Genomic DNA, 23,805 nt, shown 5'->3' with positions numbered 1-23,805 from the left:
TGCAAACGGATTCTTAATCTGCCGCCTGCAAATGTCGCACCTGTCTCTCAGGTGCGGCTTTTTTATTGGCCTGCTCTTGTTCCTCGCGCAACTTCTTGCGCTCCGAGCGCGGGATTTTTTCTGGCGAAATTTGACCGGCATAATCAAGCTTCAATTGGGCCGCGATGTCTGCTTGAACCAATCCTCGTTCTAGCTGCAGCCAATCGCCCACTAGCTTTGCTAAGCGCTCCATGGCAATCCGGTGAGTCGCGTCGGTGTTGGCGTAGAGCCAATCGGATAAGGCCATAAAATTGGCAAAAGCATCGTCGGCTAAGATCAGTTTAAGTGTGTGGCTAAAGCGCCCCGAATTGGCGATTAAATCCCAGTATCTGGCAAAACGTACCAAGCGCTGCATGGTGGCGAAGTCGATGTCTTTGGTAGCTAAAATCGTGTACGGCGGGTGCGCGTCGAACACCATGTGGAATTCGTTGGTGTGCCGAATAATCGGTGTGCCGCGCAGACGTTTTAGGATGCCGAATTGGATTTCGTGCGGTTCTAAAGCGATGAGTTGGTTAAAGCCTTTGGCAAAGCTCTCGATGTCTTCGCCGGGTAGTCCTGCGATCAAATCGACGTGCAAATGCGCGTGCGAATGTTGGCATAGCCAGCGAATGTTATCCGCAGCTTTGTCGTTATCTTGCTTGCGGCTGACCAAGCCTTGGACGGTGGGATTAAACGATTGAATACCGATTTCAAATTGCAATGTCCCGGCGGGAAATTGTTGGATGCTGGCTTTTAATGCTTCCGGCAAATGATCTGGTACCACCTCAAAATGCGCGAATACTGGGTCATCGGGTTTGGCTGCTAATTTGTCCAAGAAAAACTGCATGATGCGCAGGCTGGATTTGATGTTTAGATTGAAGGTGCGATCGACAAATTTAAACAAGCGTGCGCCGCGTTGGTAAAGCGTTTCCAGTTCCGCCAAAAACAAATCCAAATCAAACGGCCACGCAGTTTTGTCGAGCGCGGATAAGCAAAACTCGCATTTAAACGGGCAGCCGCGCGACGCTTCCACATACAAAATTCGGTTGGCAATATCGTGATCGGAGAAGGCCGAATAGGGCAACGCGATCTGATCTAATTTAGGTTGAACGCCGGCATGGATTTTCATCAGCGGTTGCGGGCCGTTGAGGATTTGTCGGCAGAGGTCGGCAAAGCTAATGTCGCCCCAACCGGTGATGACAAAGTCCGCGGCTTTGATAATGGCTTGCTGTTCGGTTTCATAGGAAACTTCAGGCCCACCCAAAATCACGGTCACTTGCGGCGCGACGGCTTTGAGCATGGTGACGATTTTACTGAGCTCTTCCACGTTCCAAATATAGACGCCAAAGCCGACAATCAATTTGTCATTGGGCTTTTGGTGGGCCAAGATTTTTTCAACGATGTCGGTGGTTTTGGCGCCGATGACAAATTCTTGCAGCACTGTGCTTGACTGTAGCTCACCCATATTGGCGAATAGATAACGTAGCCCCAAGGATGCGTGGGAATAGCGTGCGTTCAGGGTGGATAGGAGAATAGTCATGACACAACAAGCCAGCAAAAATCGATAAGTCGCTATTGTAACCCGCCCAGAATTGCCTGCCGTCAATTCTGGTGGCGCGTCTGCAGCAATGCGTCAATTCTGGTAAATTGTGCAAGCTTATTTTTAAGGAGAATTAGATGAAATTATTTTTATCCCCAGGCGCTTGCTCATTGTCACCACATATCGTGTTGAGCGAAGCTGGTTTAACTTACACCACAGAAAAAGTCGATTTAAAAAACAAAGTTACCGCCAGCGGTGCCGATTTCAACGCCATTAACCCAAAAGGCGCGGTACCGGCCTTGCAATTGGATGACGGCAGCGTGCTAACCGAAGGCGCAGCGATTGTTCAATATTTGGCGGATTTGGCGCCAGAAAAGAATTTAGCACCTGCCGCAGGCACGATGGCTCGTTATCGCTTGATGGAAACCTTGAACTACATTTCTGCTGAATTGCACAAAGGTTTTTCGCCATTATTCAACCCAGCAGCAAGCGCTGAAACCAAGCAAGCCGCGGTTACCGCGCTCAAGTCTCGCATCAGCTTTATCTCCAAACAATTGGGCGACGCTGAGTATTTAGGCGGTAGCCAATTCACCGTTGCCGATGCTTATTTATTTGTGGTTTTGTCGTGGTCGGCTTATGTGAAATTGTCGTTGGCGGATTGGCCAAATATTCAAGCATTCCAAGCCCGCGTTGCTGCGCGCCCAGCCGTGCATGCCGCATTGGTGGCCGAGGGTTTGGCTAAGGCTTAATTTATTGCGCCGACGTTATTGGCATTTTCGAATGCGATTGCTGTAGAAAAAATACCCGACTTAGATCGGGTATTTTTTTTCGCGCCAAATACGGAGATCAATAATTTCCCGGCAATAAATTCAGTTGAACCGGTGGTTTGGTTTGATTGGACGAGCGCGTGAGCCATTTGTTGACGTTGCCGTCGGCATGGAATCCGCCGGTCCACATCGTTAATTGCGTGGTGTTTTTCGGATTGACGCCGCAGCCAAAATCGAGTCGCTGTTTGGTGTCGCCGGTTGGGTCGGTGTCGCAATACGCGGTCAGCAATTCTTGCCAATTGCCTTGGCTGGTCACGGCCCATGTGTTACCAAAATTTCCTGCGCGGCTGCGGTAGCCGTTATTGTCGTCAAAACTCTCGACGAATGAATACGATGAGGTCAGCCATGTCGTTGTGTTGGTCCGAATCCAAGTGGCGATATAAGTCCATTTGCTTACATCGGGATCTTTAAACCAGGCTGAATACAAGGTATTGCCTTTGCCATCGGGATGCACGCGGGTAATCATGGCGTATTTTTTACCGGCTTTCCATGGGTAGACCAAATGGGTTTGGCCGCCAGTGCCTTCACCGCCAAACGAATCGTCGATCACGTTTGGGCCTTTGCTCACCAGATCTACCGCGATATTGTTGGTCGGATCATCCCAAATGGAGAAAATAATCCAACGCTCGCTCGGGCTGACTACCTGAATCCCGGCATAACCCTCGCCAAAGCCACTCATCATAAAGTACGAACCTTCGGCATCTAAATGCTCTGGGACTTGGACTTCGTTAAAAATATATTCGGTTTGATCGGGCTGGTTATAGGACAAATGCACCGAAGCACCGCGCCGACTCCAATAAAAGCCGGCTTGCGGATCGGGGATATTGGCATAGCCCAAACCGACGGACGCCGGGCCGCTGAGTTCTAAGGATTTGGCTTCGGGGAAGTAAGTCGAATTTTTGGCGATTCCTTTGAGTTTGAGTTCAATGTAGCCCGTCCGACGAATCATGAAGTCGCCCACATCGACTGCTTTCCCTTTATTGGGAAGTAGCTCGACGCATAAACGTTGGTCTTCATAACTAATCTCGGCCTTACCAATGCCGCCGTTTTCAGGGACTGAATTCAAGGCAACGTGCAAGCGGCCCGGATGAGCGATATAAACAAAGGTGCTAATGACCGAATTAGCGCTCTGCCAATCGATCACGCCGTAATCGGTTAGCGCGCCGTTGCTGTCATTGATTGACACCGAATCGTTTTTGCCGGTGCGAGTGACGTAAGAATTGCCGCCTAAATAGACGACAGGATTGCTGCTAGTCGCGTTAGTACTTGCGTTGCTAGTAACTTGTGCCTGCGCGGCTGACGATAGACAAAGTACGCTTGCTAAACTGACGATGGCCACGCCAATCATGGTCTGAGTGCGTGCTGTTGATCGCATAGAGTCTCCCTTGAGTTGAATGATGTTCTCGTTCTTCTGGGTCGGCTCAAGCACAGTCTTCAATCTTATTTGCAGCGCCATTGAATTGCGGAGCTAAGTCGACGGAAAAATTCTAGGTTGAACGATCAACTCCTGCCATCGATATATATTTGGGCGCTGGTTAAACAAAACTTAACCAGATAGCCAGAATGTGCGTCGCTAGCGTTGCAGTATCCGCCAGTGACGCAACTAGTAGGTAGGGAAGTGGGACAATGGTGCTAAGCTCTACCGCGATCCAGCGCGGCGGTGGTGATTTATTTTTTGAGGCTGACCACGCCAGCGCCGCGGCGCAGACGGTCGCGTTCTAAAGTGCGTGTTGCGACAAAAATTTCACGCAAAAAATAGGCAAAGCTGCCGATCAGAGAAATAATTCCAAGAACAAAAAAGCTCGCAATCAGCTTGGCTAACTCGATTTCCATTGCATCACCGATAAACAAGGCGGCAATCACCAGGCAAATTAGCAGCGCGCATAAACAGGCTAAGGTAATCGAGCGATTGATGAGATGCGAACGCGCATACAGCTCATCTAGTTCAACATCGTGTGGCAAAGCGTCCGGCGCGAGATTTTCTTCCAATCGGCGCGAGCGATCGATAATGCGGCCTAGTCGATTGGTTAAGACAATTAAATGGGTGCCAACGCCGGAGAGCAAAAACACTGGCGCAATCGAGAGTTGGATAATCTTACCAATATCGGCCAGTTGAATATTCATGATGTCGGTGGGGGGAGTCAATCGAGATCGTCATTATAGAACCAGAAAACCGAAAGCAAAAGTTTCTGGTTCTATAAATTTAGGCGGGAGGCGATGTCGTTGATCAGGGCAAGACCTTGCCGGGGATTTTTAGAATCGCTTCTAAGCCGCCTTCGGGGTGATTTCTCACCGTCAATGTGCCGCCATGTTGTTCAACGATATTACGGGCGATCGTCAGTCCCAAGCCGGTTCCGCCGCTGTCGCGCGAGCGCGAAGCTTCTAGGCGATAAAACGGAGTAAAGATTTTTTCGAGTTCGGATTCTGGAATGCCAGGCCCGCCATCGCGCACGCGGATTGCAGCGATATGATTGGTTTCTTGTGCAACTGATACGTTGGCAAAATGGCCGTATTTAATCGCGTTATCAATAATGTTGTTGACGCACCGCAGAATTGCTTGCGGTTGCGCTTTGATACTCATGCGCGACTCACCCACTAACTTCACTGGCTGGCCAGCATCGGTGGCATCGGTCACGGCGCTGTCGATGAGCGAATCTAAGTTGACCGATTGTTTTTGCTCGGAGCTATCCATACTGCGCGCGAGCGACAAGCCTTCACGCACCATGTCTTGCATCGCGCTTAAATCACTGATTAAGCGATCGCGCAAATCTGTGTCGTCCACTTTTTCTAAGCGCAGCCGAATTCGGGTGAGCGGCGTTTGCAGATCATGTGTGATTGCCGCGAGCATGTGGGTACGTTGTTCGATGTAGTGACGAATGCGCGCTTGCATCGAATTAAACGCGCTGCTGGCATCGCGCAACTCTGTCGCCCCTTGCACCACCAGCGGCGCTTGATTAATGTCGTTACCCAAATCTAAGGCTGCCTGCGAAAGTTGGCGCAACGGACGTATCGCCATGCGCGTGACGACGTAAGCTAAGCCGGCAATGCAAATTAAGAAGAATAGAAGATAACGATAAAAATCTGGATTTAAGGGCGGAAGCGGGTTTCTTGGTGGCATGAGCATAAACGAAATATGCATCCCGTCGTGCAAGGTCACAGCAAAGTTTTCACAGGTCAAAGGGGGAGATTCTGGGCCGTACATTGGACATTGAACGAAAGGCAGGCTCGTCACCTGAAACTCAGGGCCGAGTTTTTCTGCCATTTTTTGTGCGTTTGGCGTATTGGCCGGCAAAGAATCGGTCAAGTCGGGAGTGGTACTAATACGAATTCCAAAGCGCGGCAGCATTTTAATGAACTTCACCCGATTTTCCGCTGGCAAACTATCGATTGCCATCACGAATTGCTCAGCGCGTTCTAAAAAATGTGTCTCGCGGGTCTGAATCAAACTCGTTTTGCGCTCACCCAATGCCATCCATAAAGTCAAGGCCGCTGATGCCACGATTCCGACGAGTAGCACCAAAAATACGCGGCCTGACAATGACTTAATCAAGAAGCCTCCACCGTAACGGCCAAGACGTAGCCGCCATTGCGAACCGTTTTAATGATCTGCGGGGAGCGTGCATCTTCACCTAATTTTTGGCGAATGCGACTGATTTGAATGTCGATTGAACGATCAAACGGATCGGCATCGCGTCCCTGGGTCATGTTCAACAATTGATCGCGGTTTAGCACGCGATTTGGGTGTTCAAGAAAAATTTTGAGCATGCGGAATTCAGCGCCGGACAGCAACACCACCATTTGATTTGGATCGACTAAATGGCGTGCCGTAAGGTCGAGCGTCCAGCCGCTAAATTTAAGGAATTGGGTTTTATCGTTGATCTGTTGCGCTTGTCCGCTAGTGCGACGTAAAACGCTGCGAATCCGAGCGAGTAATTCACGCGGCTCGAACGGTTTGGGCAAGTAATCGTCTGCGCCCATTTCCAAGCCAAGAATCCGATCTAGCGGTTCGTTACGCGCGGTTAGCATGATCACAGGCATGGACGATTTGGCGCGTAGATTGCGGCAAAGAGTGAGTCCATCGTCGCCCGGCATGTTCAGGTCCAGCACCACCAGATCAATGTCATGTTCGCTCAAGGTATTCCACATCGCATTGCCTTCGGCCGCCATATAACAGCGGTAGCCGTTGGCTTGCAGGTAGTCGGCTAATAGGGTGCGAATCTCGCGGTCGTCATCGACGATTAAAATTTGATTAGTATCCATGGGTCGCTATTATGAAGAATTCCCGCTAGTTTGACGGGTGGGTTTGTATCGGAATGTTATGCCTGCTGTGAATGGAAATTAGGATCAAATCGATTCCACATTCGCCCGTTGAGAAACATCACGATACAAAAAGTTCGAGCGGCACAATGCCTATTTACCAAGTTCGAGCTGCTTAGTGTACTCCAACTTTCCATTTCTTCATTTTTTTACCCCGCTTAAATCGCGCTTGTTTTGCTGGATGAATAACGAGTGAATTGGTCGCCTATCTAAAAAAATCCTGTCCACCGATTGCACCATCAGTTGCCAACATGGCAGTGCCGCCCAATGAAAGCGTTTAGCCTTCCCGTGCATTAAAACATTATCAATACCTTGCGTTTATTTTTAATTAACGTGATAGGGAAGATGCGTGGAATTATCGATAAATTGGGGCGTAATTAATGAAATTTAATGGAAATGTGAACGCGCGTGAACTAAAGTGAAAATTCGATATTGCTATAGCCAGCGTATGAAAAGCGTTTTGTATTAATTGCTAGGCCGTATTGACAACTATTTGCCTGAATCATTTATCCCTCAATGGTGACACATGTTCTCGTTCAAAGATTTGAAAATCGCGACCAAGTTAATTATTGGCTCTGGCGTGATTCTGGTATTAAGTATTTTGGTCGGCGTTTTTGCGATAGCGCAGTTGGCAAAAGTAAATCAAGCTGCGGACGACTTAGGCACCAATTGGATGCCGAGCTCGGTATCAATTGTGCAAGTCAAAGCCAATATGGCGTCGTTTAGAGCGCAAGAGTTGGAACACGTTTTGGCGCATGACGAGGCGGGTAAGCAAAAGTACGAGCAACGCTTGGATATGTATTTAACCAACGCGAAAAAATACCGCGCCGTGTACGAAAAACTCATTACATTCCCCGAAGAACGCGCCAAGTACACCGAATACTCTGCGCTGTGGGACAAGTACATGGCAGTGCACGACAAAATTATTGCCTTCTCCAGACAAAACAATGAAGAAGCAGCGATGGGCTTGATGCGAACTGAATCGTCTGAAACCAATAAAAAAATGCGCGAGCTTATCGATGAATTATCCGATATTAACAACAAAGCTGGCGTTAAGTCGTACACCGATTCGATCGAGATTTACCATAGCTCACGCATGTGGATCATCAGCTTATTGACCCTCAGCGTGGTCATCGGATTTGGGTTTTCCATGTGGATTAATAAAATGGTGACCACACCGTTGATCGAAGCGGTGGCCATCGCTCAGACCGTGGCTAGCAGCGATTTAACTAGCGAAATCGTGGTGCGCTCCAAGGATGAAACGGGGCAGTTAATGCAAGCCCTAAAAGAAATGAATCATCATTTGCAGCAAGTAGTGAGCGAAGTTAAGTCCAGCTCAGAGAATATTGCTGTTGCCACGACTGACATTGCGCGCGGCAATATGGATTTATCCGCCCGCACCGAGAGCCAAGCAAGTTCGCTAGAAGAAACCGCGGCTTCCACCGAAGAATTAACTTCTACCGTTCGGCAAAATCTGGACAACGCGCGCCAAGCAAATCAGTTATCGATTGCCGCATCAGAAGTTGCTGTGCGAGGCGGCAAAGTCTTTTTAGATGTGGTCGATACCATGGCGGCCATTGATGCGTCCGCGCGTAAGATTGTTGACATTATCGGCGTCATTGATGGCATCGCCTTTCAAACCAATATCTTGGCCTTAAACGCCGCCGTCGAAGCGGCGCGTGCGGGTGAACAGGGGCGCGGGTTTGCGGTGGTGGCTTCCGAAGTGCGTAATTTAGCGCAGCGCTCGGCCAGCGCAGCGAAAGAAATTAAAGAGCTCATCGGCGACTCGGTCAACAAAGTGCAAGACGGTTCACGTCTGGTCAATAACGCCGGCGGTACGATGGATGAAGTGGTTACCAGCATTCAAAAAGTCACCACCATCATGGCGGATATTACCTTGGCTAGCCAAGAGCAAAATACCGGAATTCAGCAGGTCAACGACGCCATTATGCAGATGGATCAAGTCACTCAACAGAATTCAGCTTTGGTGGAAGAGGCCGCTGCGGCAGCAGCCTCGTTGCAAGATCAGACCGACGCATTGAATCGCTTGGTCGGCGAATTTAAAGTTATTGGTACGACAGCGGCACGCGCTAGCGCACCAATCACTGCTGCTCGGGCGAGCCCTACTGTGCGTCCGGTCGTCAAAGTACCTAAACGAGCAGAATCAAAACCTGTGGCGCAAATTAAAAGCTCGCCGACTGCAATGGAATCGTCCGCTTCAAGTTCGAAAAAAGATGCCGGCGATTGGGAAGAGTTTTGAATCGATAACCCGATTGAAGCAGATGATGTAGACAATAAAAATGGCAGAGAATGACTCTGCCATTTTTTCTATACGCTGCTAGCGCTAGCAAACTTGTAGCCTTATCTAGGCCAGAAAATCTTCCGCCAAACGTACCCAATAGCTCGCGCCGATTGGCAAAATTTGATCGTTAAAATCGTAGCTCGCGTTATGCAAGTTGCATGGGCCTAAACCGTGTCCATGCTCGCGATGATCGCCATCGCCATTGCCGATGAAGACATAACAACCGGGCTTGGCTTGCAACATATAGGCAAAATCTTCCGCGCCCATTGTGGCTTCAATTTTGGTATTAACGCCTTCGTCGCCCACCACGCTGCGTGCAGCCTGAGCAGCGATCTCAGTTTCTTTTGCGTGATTAAACAAGGCCGGATAGTTGCGATGAAATTTGAATTCGACCTTGGCATCAAAGGCTTGCGCTGTATGCGCAGCGATACGCTGCATGTTCGCTTCCATCATGTCCAAAACTTGCGGCGTGAAGGTGCGCACAGTGCCGATTAACGTCGCGTGATCGGGGATCACATTCGTCGCGCTGCCAGAATGAATTTGCGTGACCGATAACACAGCGCTATCGACTGGACTCACGTTGCGTGCCACGATCGTTTGCCAGCTCTGCACAATTTGAATCGCAACCAAAATCGGATCAATGCCTTTGTGCGGTTGTGCGGCATGAGCGCCTTTGCCGGTAACGATTACTTCGAATTCATTGGAGGACGCCATCGTCGGTCCAGAGCGCACACCAAACGTGCCGAGCGGCACACCAGGCCAGTTGTGCATTCCGAACACGGCTTCCATCGGACATTGCACAAATAGCCCATCATCAATCATGCGCTGCGCGCCGCCGCCGCCTTCTTCGGCGGGTTGGAAAATCGCATACACCGTGCCATCAAACGTGCCGTGCTGTGCTAAATAATGAGCCGCGCCCAGTAGCATGGCGGTATGTCCATCGTGACCGCAGGCATGCATTTTTCCAGCGTGTTTGGAAGCATGGGCGAAGGAGTTAATTTCTTGCATCGGCAAGGCGTCCATGTCAGCGCGCAGTCCGATTGCGCGTGAACTGCTACCGCGCTTAATGACGCCGACAACGCCGGTCACACCTAAACCGCGAATAATGGGAATGCCCCATTCGGTTAATTTAGCGGCGACAATATCGGAGGTACGGTTTTCTTCGTAGCACAGTTCAGGATGGGCGTGAATATCTCGTCGGATCTGTTGAATCTCGGACGCAAATTGGACGATGGGATCGATCAGCTTCATGGTGTTTCCTTATTTGACGCACTTTTGACCTATCAACTCGCGGGAGAATTTCTCGCCTTAGCGAGTTAATGATGCAAAAGTCTTGGTTCAAGCGAAGCAGCATTGTAATCCCGAACCGGTATAGTGTCAGCCAACGCCGATTTTGCATTGCAGCGTGGAAATTAAAGCACAAAAAAGACGTAAAAAAAGGCATTCAACTGAATGCCCTTGATCTTGATTGCTAAGCCTGACTTGGTTTAATGATTTTTCTTTTGTTCGATTTGATTAAAGAAATCGTAGATGCCTTGGTCACCCATAGTACGTGCATCAGCGAGTTCGCCGCCATGGGTTGCGTACAGCACGGTATTTTTGGGTGTGAGTAAAACGGCCGCTGGAATTCCTTTTTTGATCGGATTACCGTATTCGTTAGCAATCGACAAATTAGTATCGAATTGGCCGACGTTGATTTTGACAACGACAAATTTTTTGGCGATCAACGCAGCGCTTTGGCCTTTTAACGAACGATCTAATTCCAAGCAATCTTTGCACCAATTGGCACCAAAAATAAGTAATACATTTTTGTTCTCGGCTTTCGCTTTGGCGAGTGCCGTTTGAATATCAGCGGCAGAATTAGCCGCCTCATCATAAGCTAAAGGATTTGCGTGGCTAAATTGATTGACAGACAAAGCACACAGCGCGAAGAGCAGGACAAGAAGTTTTTTCATGGTGATTTTATAAAAATAATAGTGGTTAATTAAATACGCAACAGACAATACTAACTACGACTAAAACTGGCTAAACCGATGGCTAAAACGCCCATAATTGCAGCGCAAATTCGATTCAATAAACGTAGGCTGTTTGAGGTCAACAAACTCGCTGCGCGCCGACCCAAAAATACATAGCCCAACATCATTAAGGCATCCATGCCGATCAATAAACTGCCGAGGATGAGATACTGCGGCATTAATGGCGCGCTGGTGTTGATGAATTGGGGTAAAAATACCGACAAAAACAAAATCCCTTTGGGATTAGTCACCGACACAGTGGCAGCGCGAATAAAGGTTTTTCGGCTGCTCTGCGCGGCCTGCGCTTTCACTATAATAGGCACAGTTTTGGTGACCCATAATTGATACGCCATCCAAGCCAAATACAGCGCGCCAACGATTTTTAAAATATTAAATAATTCCAGCGAAGCGGTGAGCAGTGAACCCAAGCCGATGGCAACTAAACTGATTAAAATAGCGCTGCCAAAGTTGGCTCCTAAAATACCGAACAAGGCCACACGCAAACCGGAATTCATCCCGTTGGCAAGCGCCAAAAGCATGTTCGGTCCGGGGCTTATGCATAAAACAAATATGACACTAATAAAAACGACTAATGTGGTGCTGGACATGATGTTCATCGCAAAAAAATCAAAAAACGATTTTACCTGAATGAAACTTTATCGGTGAAATTTGTGATTTGTGTAAAAAAATAGTCGACGCATAAAAAAATGGGAAAAAGCGATGTGATTGCTTCATCAGCAGATGCCAGTAGCCATTCGGGCGAGGCACCGGCGCGTCGGATTGCGCACTTGGATATGGACGCGTTTTACGCCTCGGTCGAACTAATTAGCTATCCCGAATTGCGTGGTAAAGCCGTTGCCATTGGCGGGCGCAACGAACATCGTCCGGTGCTGCTGCCGGACGGTACACGTAAATTTTCTCGACTGGGTGACTACGTTGGACGCGGTGTGCTAACGACTTCGACTTATGAAGCACGCGCCTTGGGCGTGTTTTCAGGCATGGGCACAATGAAAGCAGCCAAACTCGCGCCGGATGCGATTTTATTGCCGGTAAATTTTGACGCTTACCGTCATTATTCGCGCTTGTTTAAAGCAGCCGTTGCTAGTGTTGTGACGCGCATTGAGGACCGCGGAATCGATGAAATTTATCTCGATTTGACTGGCGAAGATCCTGATACAAAGGCCTTAGCACAACGCATTAAAGATGCAGTAAAAGAAGCAACGGGTTTGAGTTGTTCTATCGGGATTGCGCCCAATAAATTACTCGCCAAAATTTGTTCTGATTTAGAAAAACCAAATGGATTAACCATCCTAGGAATGGATGAAATCGACACGCGCATCTGGCCTTTGCATGTGCGGAAAATTAATGGCATCGGTCCTAAAGCCGCGCAAAAATTAGAGGAATTAGGCGTCACCACGATCCACCAATTGGCCGAAATGGATGTCGCGATTCTGCAAGAAAAATTTGGCCGCACTTATGCCGCGTGGCTCAGCGATGTCGCGCATGGAATTGACCATCGGGATGTCATCACCGATTCTGAAACCAAATCGATTAGCCGCGAAACCACTTTCGCTAAAGACTTACACGCACGCCATGACAGGGCCGAATTGTCGGAAATCTTTACCGCGCTGTGCAACAAGCTGGCCGATGATTTAAAACGCAAAGGTTTCGTCACGCGCACCATCGGCATCAAATTACGTTATGACGACTTTAAATCGGTAACCCGTGATTTGACCTTGCCTGAACCGACTGCGGACGCCAAGTTGATCCGCCAAGCTGCGGGCGCATGTTTAAAACGGGTGCCGTTGGAAAAGCGCTTGCGTTTGTTGGGCGTAAAAGCCAGTACCTTGGTGGACGAAGGCGAGGCGCAATCCATGATGACGCTCAGCGGGCGGCAATTGGAGTTGGACGTATAGTCTGCGTTGGTGCCGGCGCTTGTTTGATGATCCCCAACTTTGTGCCTGAGGTTTTGATTTGTTAATTACCCAGTGCGACATCTTCAATGACAGCGAGTGTCGGATTATCCCCACGCAATTTATCAAAAAACAATAGTCGATGATAATTTTGCTATAGAATCAGCCATCCAATAAATTGATGTAGCCCCAAGCGATGACTAGTTGTCATTGCCGAACGAAGTCTCACCTTGAAGCTGTGCTGCTTAATTTGCAGCACACCACAGCGTAGCAACGCTGATGGCAGTAGCAGTTTTTCTTCCCGTATCCGAAGTACTAACTCAAGCTCAACAACTATGCGTATTTTAGAAAGTCGGCTGATTACGGTATTCATTTTGGTGATGCTCATCGCGCAACTCGCGGGATTTTTCCCGTTGCGAGACGCTATTGAGAGCCGTGCATTGGTTGCCGTGGACAAAGAACTGTTGCATAGCGACCGTATCGTTGAACGTCTGTTAGATCAACACACGACCAAGCTGACCCAAACGGTCATGCAATTAACCAGCAATGCTGAATTTATTGAAGCAATTAATCAATCCAATCGCACCAAGGTTGTCGCCCTGTTGACCGAAAAATCTCAACAACTCAACGCCGTCATGGGCTTGCTAATCGACACCGATAATCGGATTGAAGCGACTACCTCGTTGCAGCTCATGCCCGCGCTGAAACAAGCCAGTATTAACCTAATTGCCCAGGCCGAACAGCAAGGCTACGCCACGACTATTTTGGTCAATAATCACGAGACTTTGCAGCTCATCGGCATTGATTTTAAAGCGCCCGATCATCTCGGTTGGGTGGTGATGGCCTTCCCCTTGGGGAAAAATTTCGTGTCCGAATTTCGCCAAAACACCTCGCTACAAATATCTATCTTGAATCGCGACAAGCAGTACTGGCAGGTTGGGAGTTCCAGCCTAAGCAATACAAGCGCAGAATTATTAGCGAAAAATATTCCTACCTTCATTGACGTCGAGGCTAAAGAAATCCAAACCAAAGAAGGTTTGTATCGGGTTAAATTTATTGAGCTCACTCCGACCAATTCGCCCGCCGCCATTATTGTTGTGCAGCAGTCGATGACTGATTTGCTCGCGCCGTATTTTAATATGCAAATCGCGTTGTTGGTATTGACCGTGATTAGCTTAATTGTGGCCATCGTTGGCGGCGTATTATTTGCAAAACAGGTCAGCCAACCATTGCGCCACCTAAGTGCGATTGCTCAGCGTCTGGGTTTGGGCGATTATGCTAGTCCGATCAATATCAGCGGCGACAAAGAAATCGGTCATTTGGCTCAGGCATTTGTGTACATGCGCGACGGCTTTGCGCAACGTGAGCACGAGATCAAACGCCTAGCTTATTGGGATACGCTGACCGAGTTACCAAATCGCGCGCAGTTTACTGCGCTGCTTAAAAAAACCATCACCGAATCTAATCCGGCTAAACAAGCCTGTTTCGTGCTGATGATGGATTTGGCGCGCTTCAAACATGTCAACGACATCATGGGACATAGCTTCGGTGATCGTCTGCTCAAAAAGGTCGCTGCCCGATTGCGTGAAGCCCTGCCCGATGCGCATTTGGCGCGTTTAGGCGGTGACGAATTTGCCATGCTATTGCCTAACTCAACGTTGTCGGATGCCCAAGCCGCCGCGCATATTATTTTGTCGCAGCTCGATCAGCCAATTGTGTTGGAAGACCAAGCCGTTGATTTGGGCGCGGGTATAGGATTGGCCGGTTATCCGATGCATGGCGACAACGCGGAAATGGTTCTTAGTCGTGCCGAAGTGGCGATGTATGTTGCTAAACGCAATATCGGCAATACCTTCACGATTTATAGCCCAGAAATTGACAGCAGCAGTCAGCAAAATTTATCGCTATTAAGTGAATTACGCAGCGCGATTCAACTCGATCAATTGCGTCTGTTCGTGCAGCCCAAATTAGCGTTAGGTCAGCAGCATGTAGTGGGCGTTGAAGCGCTGGTGCGCTGGGAACATCCAACACGCGGATTTTTGGTGCCCGATCAATTCATTCCTTTTGCTGAACAGACCGGCATTATTCGTCTGCTCACGCGCTGGATTTTAAATAAATCGGCCGACTTATGCGCCGATTTGATCGCGCACGATATTCATCTGAAAGTCTCGGTTAACATTTCCACGCACGATTTGTTGGACCAAGATTTGCCGGTCAAATTTGCCGATATCCTGACTCGCCATCGCGTCAAAACTTCCTCGTTTTGTTTAGAAATAACCGAGAGCGCGATTATGAACGATCCGGTCCGAGCGCAAATCACCTTAGATCGATTCAGTGCTATGGGAGTGGAATTATCGATTGATGATTTCGGAACCGGTTACTCATCGTTGGCCTACCTTAAGCGCTTGCCAGTGAGCGAACTCAAAATTGATAAGTCGTTTGTGATGGATATGCAAAACAACGACGACGATAGAATTATCGTCAAATCGACCATCGATTTGGGCCACAACATGGGTTTGCGCGTGGTGGCTGAAGGGGTGGAAAATGCGGTGGTAATGGACTTGTTGACCTCGATGGGTTGCGATCAGGCACAAGGTAACTACATCAACAATGCCATTCCAGCGCAGCAGCTAATCGCTTGGTTGGCGGATCAATACAACACCGTTAGCTAAGTCAAACAGAGTGCTATTCCACCAAGCGCAAATGCAATTCAGGCCGTTCTTTTTTGGTGTTGAACATGCGCGAATCGGCAATCTTTAACAGGTTGTTGTAGTCCAGCGCCTCGTGCGGAAACACCGCCCAACCAACCGATACATGCACAGCGACGATGTGATCTGACAGCGCTATTGGTTGCTGCACCAAGGTATGAATTTTATCGACCGTCATCTGAATATCGGTCGCATTACTGGTGCCGTTGAGCAGCACCACAAATTCATCCCCGCCATAACGCGCCACTGTATCGGTGTCGCGCACCGCCGATTTAAGCCGAGCTGCAATTACGATCAATAACTGATCGCCCGCGGCATGGCCGTATGTATCGTTGATCACTTTGAATCTATCCAAGTCTAAAAATAGCAGCGTGAAGCAGACATTTTCTTTTGGATGTTGCAAAGCATGGCGCTCTAAAAATTCGATTTGGGCGATTAAGAATTCGCGGTTATAAATTTGCGTTAGGCGGTCAAAGCGCAACTTATTTTCCATCTCGACAAACGTGTTAATCAGATGACCGATTTCGTCTTTGCGATGAATGCGCAAACGTGGCAAGGGCTCACCATTCCCCATTTTCTTGGCGGCGCTGGTGAGTTGGCGAATATCGCGCAAAATATGCTCGATAAATGCTAATCCAATGAATAACGCAAACATCACGCAGAGCACGACGATCATTGCGCTTTGAAATAAGCTGTGGGTAATTCCACCCATAAAATCGGTGCGCGGAATAGCAACCACGGTGACCCAGTTCAATCCATATTTGTTGGCTAATGGAGCAAAGGCGACATCGATTTTTTCATCGCCATATTGGAAGCTGGAGTTGGCTGGAAACGATAGCGTGAGCGCTTTGGTTTTATCTTTGATGGTGTTGGAATACGCGGCGTTGATTAATTTGTTATTGATCGTGGCCGCCGATAAACGGGTAGGGACGCGATCGACTTCAATAAATGATGGTTCTTCACTCGACGTAGCAATCAAGTCGCCATTCTTATCGACGATAAAGGCAACACTATTGGCACTAATATTTAAGCCGCGCAAATTGTCCGATAACTTACGCAAAGGAATATCGGTCGCCACAACTCCGGCCAAACTGTGGTCAGGTTGATAGACCGCTTTGGCCAAGGTGATGGTCGGTTCTGGTCGCGTGTACTTATTGTAAATATCGGTCCAAACTGGTGCGTTGTGTTTCAGCGCGTCCACATACCACGAGCGTGTGCGTGCATCGTATAAACCGGAACTAAGAAAAAAATTGTGGTCGCCGGGACGGGAAGTGCTGTATTCAATCCGCAGCGGGTCACCCGGCTGTTGCACGTATAGTTCGACGTGTTCGGCGTCTAGGCGATTGACTCCGACAAAGCGGCCATCTGGAGCGGCAAAATATACATAATTGCTGGCCTGCATAAATAGCCCGCTCGCCGCCCATAAGCGCTGTTCCAGCGAATCCAAATTAGTATCGAAGACGTGGGTTGGTGAATTATTAATGGTGCTGGGCGCCACCGTTTCTAGTGCAATCACGGCGTTGTTGAGCTGCTTTTCATTGTCTGAGCTGATGCGCTCGATCATGTTGCTCATTACCCGTTGGGTCAATTGATTGACCGCGTCCGTGCCCGCTTGGATTGAAATCCAAACAATAGCTGATGAAACAAACAACATCAGCACGACTATGGTGATGAGCAGTTGCTTGTGTAATGACGAGTTGTTCATCCTTCTCCGGCGTGAAGTTGCGGCATTGATAGGAAATCGTCGGACAGTGTTGTCAGTGACCATCGGGAGTTAATTAAGAGGTTATCGGCAGAAATTGTGCTCACTTAAAGGTTAGGTAAAAATTTTTAAGAAGCAAATTAACTTTTGATAAATATGTGAAATGAATTAATTAACACTTCGCGCTTGCGCCCAAAATCACCTTCGGCAAATCCCATAAATTCATATGTTTTCGCTATCAACTTGGTAAATGCCCACCGACCAAGATGTAAAAACGCTACAATCGCTGCCATTATCAAAAAGAGGTATCGCGCATGGCTAAAATTGATTTAGATGACGCCAAAACTTGGGTGCAAACGGCGCTGGCGCTGCATGCTCACGATTTAAGCAAAGCGATGGCAAATCGCTACCAAGTCAGCAGTTCGACCGCGTCGGCCGCGCTCAAGCAATTGGAATTGGCTGGGGTGATCAAACGCTCCGGTCCGGTTAATCGCCCGGTGTTTGAAGCGGCCTCGAACCAAACCATCATGCATAGCTACAGCTTCCCGCTGGGCGATGCCGGATCAATTTGGGAGCGTGATTTCGGTGCGGCGCTGGGTACGACCGTGACCGACAAAAGCAAGCGCGAACTCTTGAAATCGGGATTCATTGCCGCCGCCAATAACGCCGCGCAGCATTCACGGGGCAATAGTTTGCACGTGGTCTTGGAGCTCAGCGCCGCGCACATCGAACTATCGTTGCAAGACAATGGAATCGGTTTGTATAAACAGATGGTCAATGCCAAACAGGCTGACGATATTGGCGCCGCGGTTGAGTTGCTTACCACCTTGCAATCCGCACCGAAGAAGTCAGGCGACTTAGCTGCATTATCGGCCATCGCCGCTTTGGCCAATGAATTTGATTATTTTTTGATTGAAGCTAACGGCGCGCATTTTCCGGTTGCGGCAGCACCGCAGGAATTGGACGCCGACGAAGAATGGTTTGAGCAAGGAACAACCGTTATTTTGGAATTATCGCTAGCAGCCTAAACCGGCAAGAACGTTCGAATTTAGTGTTATTTAGTAAGGAAACTACTCATGGCAAATTACGTTTTTACGATGAATAAAGTGGGCAAAATTGTTCCACCTAAACGTCAAATTTTAAAAGATATTTCGTTGTCGTTTTTCCCCGGCGCCAAAATTGGCGTGCTAGGTTTGAACGGTTCGGGTAAATCCAGCCTACTCAAAATCATGGCGGGGATTGATAAAGATATTCAAGGCGAAGCCGTGCCGATGCCGAATTTAAACATCGGTTATTTGCCGCAAGAACCGCAATTAGATCCTGAGCAAACCGTGCGTCAAGCGGTTGAAAGCGCGCTTGGTGAAGTGTTTGAAGCCAAAGCAAAATTGGACGCAGTGTATGCTGCTTACGCTGAAGAAGACGCCGATTTCGATGCGCTCGCCAACGAGCAAGCGCGCTTAGAAGCGATCATCTCGACTTCAGCCGGTGACAACGTTGAGCTGCAACTCGAAATGGCTGCCGATGCATTACGCTTGCCACCTTGGGATGCCAAAATCGGTGTGTTATCGGGCGGTGAAAAACGTCGCGTCGCGCTGTGTAAATTGTTGTTGTCTAAGCCTGATATGTTGTTGCTCGATGAACCGACCAACCATTTGGACGCGGAATCGGTCGATTGGCTAGAACAGTTCTTATTGCGCTTCCCTGGCACGGTGGTGGCGATCACTCATGATCGCTATTTCTTGGATAACGCGGCGGAATGGATTTTGGAATTGGATCGCGGACATGGCATTCCGTGGAAGGGCAATTACAGCTCGTGGTTAGATCAAAAACAAGCCCGTTTGAAGCAAGAAGAAGCGACCGAATCGGCGCGTCAAAAAGCGCTGCAAAAGGAGTTGGAATGGTCGCGTCAAAATCCCAAAGCGCGCCAAGCAAAAAGCAAAGCCCGTTTGGCACGCTTTAACGAATTGTCCGAACACGAATACCAAAAACGAAACGAGACGCAGGAGATTTTTATTCCCGTTGCGGAGCGTTTGGGTAACGACGTGATTGAATTTAAAAACGTGAGCAAATCGTTTGGCGATCGTTTATTGATCGACAATTTAAGCTTCACCATTCCGGCTGGAGCGATCGTCGGAATCATCGGCCCGAACGGCGCCGGTAAATCGACTTTATTCAAAATGATCGTCGGACGTGAGCAGCCAGATAGCGGTGAAGTAGTGCTTGGCAAGACCGCCAAAATCTCGCTGGTTGATCAAAGTCGCGAGGACTTGGCGAACACGAAAACCGTGTTTGACGATGTTTGCGGCGGCGCTGATGTATTGACGGTTGGGCGATTCGAGATGGCTTCGCGCGCCTACTTGGGACGCTTCAATTTCAAAGGTGGCGACCAACAAAAAATCGTGGGTAATTTATCCGGTGGTGAGCGCGGTCGCTTGCATTTGGCAAAAACTTTACTGCAGGGCGGTAACGTGTTGCTGCTCGATGAGCCATCGAACGATCTGGACGTGGAAACCTTGCGTGCGTTGGAAGATGCGTTATTGGAGTTTGCCGGCAGCGTAATGGTGATTTCCCATGATCGCTGGTTCTTGGATCGAATCGCGACGCACATCTTGGCCTTTGAAGGCGATTCGCACGTGTCGTTCTTTGACGGTAACTACCAAGAATACGAAGCCGACAAGAAAAAACGTTTGGGTGAAGAAGGTGCTAAGCCTAAACGTATCCGCTACAAACCACTGACCACTTAAATCGATTCATGTATCAATTAGCGGCGCCGGTCAGTACAGAATTCGAAATCAAAAAAAGCCGCTTCATCGGCCAACTTTACCCCGTTTCAAGTCGCATTGAAGCGCGGGCTAAGTTGGCCGAACTACGTGCGCAGCATCCCAACGCAGTGCACGTTTGCTGGGTATTAATTTGCGAAGGTGATTCGGGTTTGGACGACGATGGTGAACCTTCGGGCACCGCGGCGCGACCTATGTATAACGTGCTGGTGCATAAAGAATTGATGAATGTGCTGGCGGTCGTTGTGCGTTATTGGGGCGGCATTAAATTAGGTGCTGGCGGTTTGGCGCGCGCTTATGGGCAGGCTATTTCGGACGCTAGTAAGTTGGCGGAATTGGTGGCGGTAGAAGTCATGTGCGTGCGGCGGTTTGAAGTGCAATTTGCCGATGAATCGAGTTTGCGCCGATTAGGCGAGCAATTCGGTGTCGTGGTCGAAGATACTGTTTATGCCGACCAAGTAACGCTGCAGTTGTGCATGAGGTTGAGCGTTGCGGCGGAGTTTGAGAAAGCGGCGTTTGATCAATTGCGCGGGGCATTGAAGAATGTCACTGCAACTGACTAGTTTGCTTGCACGCAGTTAAAATTTACAGCCTTTGTCGCGCACTAGATCGGCTGCAATGATCAACGGCGCAAATAAGCCCGCTCCCGCATAGGCATTCCTGCAATCGGCCCGCTGTGCCTTGCTGGCAGCATCGTCGACTTTGGTCTCAAGCCCGTGATTTTTTATGCGCGCCTCGTTCATGCGTTCGATGGGCGATTTTTCGCGCTCCATTTCTGCTCTCACTGCAGCTTGGCGCAATGCATCTAAGTCTAATTTGGGTTCCGTAATCGGTTCGGGCTGCAATTCTGCAGGGTGATCGTTGGGAACAGCCAAGCTAGGAGAAGTGGCGCTTTTGGTGGCAATTCTGTCTTTAGCCGCAGGTGTTATTTTGGCTGTCCGCGTGGTTGAAACGGTTGTGGTCTTTTTGAGAGGTTGACTTAGCGTGACAAATTGCAGATTACTAAATTTGGCCTTGGTCGAGGCAATCAACGGTGCACTGAGTCGAAAAGCAAACAGCAGGGCGAGATGCGCTAGGGCAATTGCGCCTAAACAAAGCAGTCGGCGCGTCAAAGAATCTGCCTTCATGGTTGCCTCGTAGTAACGAATTTTAGTGTCAGATAGTAATGCTATTGTTTGTCGATTCCCTATTGTGGATTACCGCAGAGCAAATCAAAACAGCTTTATGCAATTTAATTGCAAAAAAAGGGATAAAAATAATTGATCGCGTTGATGTTGGGCGATGAACCGTGATTCAACGACCTCGACGTTGCAATTTCTCCATGCGAAGCAACTTCCTCTATTAGAATTGCTGCAAATCATCTTTGAATGCGTGTTCATGTCTTCCTCATCTGCCGGCAATTCTGTTAATACCCGTTTTGTCTTAATCACCGTCTTTCTCGACATTCTCGGAATTGGATTGATTATTCCCGTTCTGCCAAGACTTGTGGGGATGTTTGCTCCGCAACCGGACTTGCAGGCTTATTGGTACGGAGCAATCGTTGCTTCTTATGCGGTGATGCAATTTTTTTGCGCGCCGTTACTGGGCGCGTTGAGTGATCGCTTCGGTCGCCGCCCGGTGTTGCTGCTCTGTGTGCTAGGGTTGGGACTGAATTTTTTCTTGATGACGCAGGCTACTTCGTTGATTTGGTTGTTGATCATTCGCGCCATGGGCGGCATGACCGCGGGCAATATTGCAGTAGCGAATGCTTACATCGCCGACGTATCAACCCCAGAATTACGCGGCAAAGCGCTGGGAAAAATCGGCGCAATGTTTGGCTTGGGCTTTATTTGTGGCCCGATGTTGGGCGGCTTGCTTGGCGAGCAACATTACCAATATCCGTTTTATTTGGCCGCAGCGGTATCGTTGTGCAACTTTAGTTATGGCTTGTTCGCCTTGCCGGAATCGCTGGCGCTCGAAAATCGGCGCGCATTTTCGTTTAGCCGCGCCAACCCAATCAGCAATTTGCGCGGTTTAACACATCTTAATAGTGTGGGCGCTTTGGTGTGGGCAATGGGATTTAGTTTGTTTGCCCAATTCACCATGCAAACGACGTGGGTCTTGTCTACCGAGCTACGTTTTGGATGGACGCCGTTGCAAAATGGCATTTCCTTATTCATGGTCGGAATTTGTAGCGTCATTATGCAAGGCTTGTTGCTCGGCCGAGTGATTCGGCGTTTGGGTGAGGCGCAAACTGCCGTGATCGGTTTGGCATCGTCGAGCTTTGTTCTATTAATGTACGGCATCGTTAATCAAGGCTGGTTGATGTACGTATTGATCCCATGCAACATTCTTGGCTATGCGGCAACTCCGGCGATTCAAGCTATCTTTTCCAGAGCGGTGGACGCCAAATCCCAGGGCGCGGTGATGGGTTCGCTCTCTTCCTTAGGCAGCGTCATGAGTGTCGGCGCGACCTTAATAGGAACCAGTCTTTTTGCTCAAGTAGGACATCTGCCCAAAGGTAGCTTGCTGTTAGGCGCGCCATTTTTTCTTGCTGCCCTAGCCCAAGGCCTTGCATTGCTTATTGCAATCAAGCATTTTATGAATGAGAAAAAAGCAATTTAGTATCGCCCAAGCCACTGATCTGAATTATTTTGGGCTATTTCGAAAAAATTCTTAAGTGCTGCTTGACGACCGAAAATGAGATGTCTATAATTCGGGGTTCCCTATGGAGAGGTGGCCGAGTGGTTAAAGGCGACAGACTGTAAATCTGTTCTCTCTGAGTACGCTGGTTCGAATCCAGCCCTCTCCACCATAGGAAGATTTAGCAAATCGTTGTCTACAGTAACTGTTGCAAACGGTGCAAAAAATAAGGCGAAAGCCAACTTTGCGGGTGTAGCTTAATGGTAGAGCTGAAGCCTTCCAAGCTTATGACGAGGGTTCGATTCCCTTCACCCGCTCCAATTTTAAGTTTGTGTGCTGACAATAGTGGTAATAAGTGCTCTCAAGGCGCTGAGTCGGGCAAAAACAATAGCTCTTGTAGCTCAGTGGTAGAGCACTCCCTTGGTAAGGGAGAGGCCACGTGTTCAATCCACGTCAAGAGCACCAAAATAAGTCGTAGTTATAAAGTATTAAGTTTTAGAAATTTGGTTGTAATTTCAAATTGACAGTCGGGCGCGTGCCTAGACATTCTCATCAAAATCGTTAGGGGTCAAAAATGGCAAAAAGCAAGTTTGAGCGGACCAAGCCGCACGTGAATGTGGGCACAATTGGCCACGTTGATCATGGTAAAACAACATTGACAGCAGCGATTGCTACCGTATTGTCGAAGAAATTTGGCGGCGAAGCAAAAGACTACTCACAAATCGATAACGCGCCAGAAGAAAAAGCGCGTGGTATTACGATTAATACCTCCCACGTTGAATACGAAACAGCGATTCGTCACTACGCTCACGTAGACTGCCCAGGTCATGCTGATTATGTTAAAAACATGATTACCGGCGCGGCACAAATGGACGGCGCGATCTTGGTTTGCTCCGCAGCAGACGGTCCAATGCCACAAACACGTGAGCACATTCTGTTGGCTCGCCAAGTTGGTGTTCCATACATCATCGTATTCTTGAACAAATGCGACATGGTTGATGATGCTGAGTTGTTGGAATTGGTCGAAATGGAAGTGCGCGAGTTACTGTCCAAATACGATT

The 23,805-nt window shown here is 48.8% G+C and carries 19 protein-coding genes and 3 tRNA genes; 12 read left to right on the top strand and 10 right to left on the bottom strand.

What is annotated here, in order from left to right:
• Nucleotides 1–13: 13 nt before the first annotated feature.
• Nucleotides 14–1,558: a B12-binding domain-containing radical SAM protein gene (locus E2I14_RS18360; protein WP_133331253.1), complete on the bottom strand. Its 1,545-nt coding sequence runs from the start codon at nt 1,556–1,558 to the stop codon at nt 14–16.
• 137 nt (nt 1,559–1,695) lie between these two features.
• Between E2I14_RS18360 and gstA the strand changes: the two genes are divergently transcribed.
• The gene (gene gstA / locus E2I14_RS18355; protein ID WP_133331251.1) at nt 1,696–2,307 is read left to right on the top strand and encodes a glutathione transferase GstA; all 612 of its coding nucleotides are present in this window, start codon (nt 1,696–1,698) and stop codon (nt 2,305–2,307) included.
• 97 nt (nt 2,308–2,404) lie between these two features.
• On the opposite strand, the gene E2I14_RS18350 is transcribed toward gstA, so the two are convergent.
• The 4 genes from E2I14_RS18350 to E2I14_RS18335 form a co-directional block, all read right to left on the bottom strand.
• A complete protein-coding gene (locus E2I14_RS18350) occupies nt 2,405–3,760 on the bottom strand; it encodes a DUF3472 domain-containing protein (protein ID WP_165967897.1) in 1,356 nt (451 codons plus the stop codon).
• Between the two features lie 293 nt (nt 3,761–4,053).
• Entirely contained in the window at nt 4,054–4,509 is a 456-nt protein-coding gene (locus E2I14_RS18345; RefSeq protein ID WP_133331263.1) for a DUF2721 domain-containing protein, read from the bottom strand.
• A gap of 103 nt (nt 4,510–4,612) precedes the next feature.
• Nucleotides 4,613–5,935: an ATP-binding protein gene (locus E2I14_RS18340; RefSeq protein WP_227544805.1), complete on the bottom strand. Its 1,323-nt coding sequence runs from the start codon at nt 5,933–5,935 to the stop codon at nt 4,613–4,615.
• Complete coding sequence (locus E2I14_RS18335; protein WP_133331247.1) at nt 5,932–6,645, bottom strand: response regulator; 714 nt, start codon at nt 6,643–6,645, stop codon at nt 5,932–5,934. The genes E2I14_RS18340 and E2I14_RS18335 overlap by 4 nt, the downstream gene beginning before the upstream one ends.
• Nucleotides 6,646–7,228: 583 nt before the next feature.
• On the opposite strand from E2I14_RS18335, the gene E2I14_RS19925 reads away from it, so the two are divergent.
• A complete protein-coding gene (locus E2I14_RS19925; RefSeq protein ID WP_133331245.1) occupies nt 7,229–8,962 on the top strand; it encodes a methyl-accepting chemotaxis protein in 1,734 nt (577 codons plus the stop codon).
• Nucleotides 8,963–9,067: 105 nt separating this feature from the next.
• Here E2I14_RS19925 and E2I14_RS18325 read toward each other — a convergent pair whose 3' ends face one another.
• The 3 genes from E2I14_RS18325 to E2I14_RS18315 all read right to left on the bottom strand — a co-directional run bounded on the left by E2I14_RS18325 (nt 9,068) and on the right by E2I14_RS18315 (nt 11,627).
• A complete protein-coding gene (locus E2I14_RS18325; RefSeq protein ID WP_133331243.1) occupies nt 9,068–10,255 on the bottom strand; it encodes a M20 aminoacylase family protein in 1,188 nt (395 codons plus the stop codon).
• Nucleotides 10,256–10,491: 236 nt separating this feature from the next.
• A complete protein-coding gene (locus E2I14_RS18320) occupies nt 10,492–10,959 on the bottom strand; it encodes a thioredoxin family protein (protein ID WP_133331241.1) in 468 nt (155 codons plus the stop codon).
• A gap of 50 nt (nt 10,960–11,009) precedes the next feature.
• The gene (locus E2I14_RS18315) at nt 11,010–11,627 is read right to left on the bottom strand and encodes a LysE family translocator (protein WP_227544803.1); all 618 of its coding nucleotides are present in this window, start codon (nt 11,625–11,627) and stop codon (nt 11,010–11,012) included.
• 186 nt (nt 11,628–11,813) lie between these two features.
• On the opposite strand from E2I14_RS18315, the gene E2I14_RS18310 reads away from it, so the two are divergent.
• Nucleotides 11,814–12,935: a DNA polymerase Y family protein gene (locus E2I14_RS18310; RefSeq protein WP_133331259.1), complete on the top strand. Its 1,122-nt coding sequence runs from the start codon at nt 11,814–11,816 to the stop codon at nt 12,933–12,935.
• 332 nt (nt 12,936–13,267) lie between these two features.
• A complete protein-coding gene (locus tag E2I14_RS18305) occupies nt 13,268–15,604 on the top strand; it encodes a bifunctional diguanylate cyclase/phosphodiesterase (protein ID WP_133331237.1) in 2,337 nt (778 codons plus the stop codon).
• A gap of 13 nt (nt 15,605–15,617) precedes the next feature.
• Here the strand turns inward: E2I14_RS18305 and E2I14_RS18300 are convergent, their stop codons facing one another.
• Nucleotides 15,618–17,345 (bottom strand): sensor domain-containing diguanylate cyclase, encoded by a 1,728-nt coding sequence (locus E2I14_RS18300; RefSeq protein ID WP_165967895.1) that lies wholly within the window; start codon nt 17,343–17,345, stop codon nt 15,618–15,620.
• 311 nt (nt 17,346–17,656) lie between these two features.
• Between E2I14_RS18300 and E2I14_RS18295 the strand changes: the two genes are divergently transcribed.
• The 3 genes from E2I14_RS18295 to E2I14_RS18285 are packed head-to-tail and all read left to right on the top strand — an operon-like array spanning nt 17,657 to nt 20,685.
• Nucleotides 17,657–18,370, top strand: a complete 714-nt coding sequence (locus tag E2I14_RS18295; RefSeq protein WP_133331233.1) for a sensor histidine kinase — start codon at nt 17,657–17,659, stop codon at nt 18,368–18,370.
• A gap of 48 nt (nt 18,371–18,418) precedes the next feature.
• Entirely contained in the window at nt 18,419–20,086 is a 1,668-nt protein-coding gene (ettA, locus tag E2I14_RS18290; RefSeq protein ID WP_133331231.1) for an energy-dependent translational throttle protein EttA, read from the top strand.
• Nucleotides 20,087–20,094: 8 nt separating this feature from the next.
• Entirely contained in the window at nt 20,095–20,685 is a 591-nt protein-coding gene (locus E2I14_RS18285; RefSeq protein ID WP_133331229.1) for an IMPACT family protein, read from the top strand.
• Between the two features lie 15 nt (nt 20,686–20,700).
• Here the strand turns inward: E2I14_RS18285 and E2I14_RS18280 are convergent, their stop codons facing one another.
• Nucleotides 20,701–21,249, bottom strand: a complete 549-nt coding sequence (locus tag E2I14_RS18280; protein WP_133331227.1) for a hypothetical protein — start codon at nt 21,247–21,249, stop codon at nt 20,701–20,703.
• A 250-nt stretch (nt 21,250–21,499) separates the two neighbouring features.
• Here E2I14_RS18280 and E2I14_RS18275 point away from each other — a divergent pair, with 250 nt between their 5' ends.
• The 5 genes from E2I14_RS18275 to E2I14_RS18255 form a co-directional block, all read left to right on the top strand.
• Entirely contained in the window at nt 21,500–22,726 is a 1,227-nt protein-coding gene (locus E2I14_RS18275) for an MFS transporter (protein ID WP_133331226.1), read from the top strand.
• A 105-nt stretch (nt 22,727–22,831) separates the two neighbouring features.
• Nucleotides 22,832–22,916 (top strand) — tRNA-Tyr (locus E2I14_RS18270).
• A 74-nt stretch (nt 22,917–22,990) separates the two neighbouring features.
• Nucleotides 22,991–23,064: transfer RNA gene (locus E2I14_RS18265), tRNA-Gly, on the top strand.
• 70 nt (nt 23,065–23,134) lie between these two features.
• Nucleotides 23,135–23,209: transfer RNA gene (locus E2I14_RS18260), tRNA-Thr, on the top strand.
• Between the two features lie 109 nt (nt 23,210–23,318).
• The coding region (locus E2I14_RS18255) for a GTP-binding protein (protein ID WP_133331224.1) at nt 23,319–23,805 on the top strand (487 nt) is incomplete at its 3' end.

Source organism: Sapientia aquatica (assembly GCF_004358105.1).
Taxonomy (GTDB): domain Bacteria; phylum Pseudomonadota; class Gammaproteobacteria; order Burkholderiales; family Burkholderiaceae_D; genus Solimicrobium; species Solimicrobium aquaticum.
This window is presented reverse-complemented; position numbering and strand designations above follow the sequence as displayed.

Coding starts and splice junctions, on each gene's coding strand:
- E2I14_RS18275 (WP_133331226.1), top strand. CDS start 21,500: ATGTCTTCCTCATCTGCCGGCAATTCTGTTAATACCCGTTTTGTCTTA.
- E2I14_RS18285 (WP_133331229.1), top strand. CDS start 20,095: ATGTATCAATTAGCGGCGCCGGTCAGTACAGAATTCGAAATCAAAAAA.
- E2I14_RS18320 (WP_133331241.1), bottom strand. CDS start 10,959: ATGAAAAAACTTCTTGTCCTGCTCTTCGCGCTGTGTGCTTTGTCTGTC.
- E2I14_RS18335 (WP_133331247.1), bottom strand. CDS start 6,645: ATGGATACTAATCAAATTTTAATCGTCGATGACGACCGCGAGATTCGC.
- E2I14_RS18360 (WP_133331253.1), bottom strand. CDS start 1,558: ATGACTATTCTCCTATCCACCCTGAACGCACGCTATTCCCACGCATCC.
- E2I14_RS18325 (WP_133331243.1), bottom strand. CDS start 10,255: ATGAAGCTGATCGATCCCATCGTCCAATTTGCGTCCGAGATTCAACAG.
- E2I14_RS19925 (WP_133331245.1), top strand. CDS start 7,229: ATGTTCTCGTTCAAAGATTTGAAAATCGCGACCAAGTTAATTATTGGC.
- E2I14_RS18315 (WP_227544803.1), bottom strand. CDS start 11,627: ATGTCCAGCACCACATTAGTCGTTTTTATTAGTGTCATATTTGTTTTA.
- E2I14_RS18305 (WP_133331237.1), top strand. CDS start 13,268: ATGCGTATTTTAGAAAGTCGGCTGATTACGGTATTCATTTTGGTGATG.
- E2I14_RS18300 (WP_165967895.1), bottom strand. CDS start 17,345: ATGAACAACTCGTCATTACACAAGCAACTGCTCATCACCATAGTCGTG.
- E2I14_RS18345 (WP_133331263.1), bottom strand. CDS start 4,509: ATGAATATTCAACTGGCCGATATTGGTAAGATTATCCAACTCTCGATT.
- E2I14_RS18310 (WP_133331259.1), top strand. CDS start 11,814: ATGGACGCGTTTTACGCCTCGGTCGAACTAATTAGCTATCCCGAATTG.
- gstA (WP_133331251.1), top strand. CDS start 1,696: ATGAAATTATTTTTATCCCCAGGCGCTTGCTCATTGTCACCACATATC.
- E2I14_RS18350 (WP_165967897.1), bottom strand. CDS start 3,760: ATGCGATCAACAGCACGCACTCAGACCATGATTGGCGTGGCCATCGTC.
- E2I14_RS18280 (WP_133331227.1), bottom strand. CDS start 21,249: ATGAAGGCAGATTCTTTGACGCGCCGACTGCTTTGTTTAGGCGCAATT.
- ettA (WP_133331231.1), top strand. CDS start 18,419: ATGGCAAATTACGTTTTTACGATGAATAAAGTGGGCAAAATTGTTCCA.
- E2I14_RS18295 (WP_133331233.1), top strand. CDS start 17,657: ATGGCTAAAATTGATTTAGATGACGCCAAAACTTGGGTGCAAACGGCG.